The organism is Mediterraneibacter sp. 210702-DFI.5.30 (assembly GCF_020560115.1).
GTDB classification, from domain to species: Bacteria; Bacillota; Clostridia; order Lachnospirales; family Lachnospiraceae; genus Mediterraneibacter; species Mediterraneibacter faecis.
This window is the reverse complement of the sequence record NZ_JAJCME010000056.1, coordinates 1-294: the sequence shown is the minus strand read 5'-3', so window position 1 is coordinate 294 and position 294 is coordinate 1. Positions and strand designations below refer to the sequence as shown.

Here is a 294-nt window from a genome sequence, read left to right as displayed (position 1 = left end):
AAGCCTTCCTCTGTCAGCTTGGTGATCATTTCTGTTACTGAACCGGCTGCGATGCCCAATCCCAGTGAAATTTCTTTATTAGAAACCTTTTTATAGCCACCGCCTAGCTCAAAAATTATCTTTAAATAGTCTTCTTTCATTGGGGTCATGTTTTGTACAACTTCCTCCTAAAATATCAGCGGCAGTAAGTGTCGTCGAGCTTTTAACCATGTATTTTTCCATATTGAAACTAATGAGATTATAACATATCATAAAAATGTAATTTGGAATACCTAAATCTATTTTTAGCTTATT

At 34.7% G+C, this 294-nt stretch carries 1 pseudogene; it reads right to left on the bottom strand.

Features of this window, described 5'->3' with window-relative positions:
- Positions 1-140: pseudogene (locus LI126_RS16340) on the bottom strand (hypothetical protein); the annotation flags it as partial.
- Positions 141-294 lie beyond the last annotated feature (154 nt).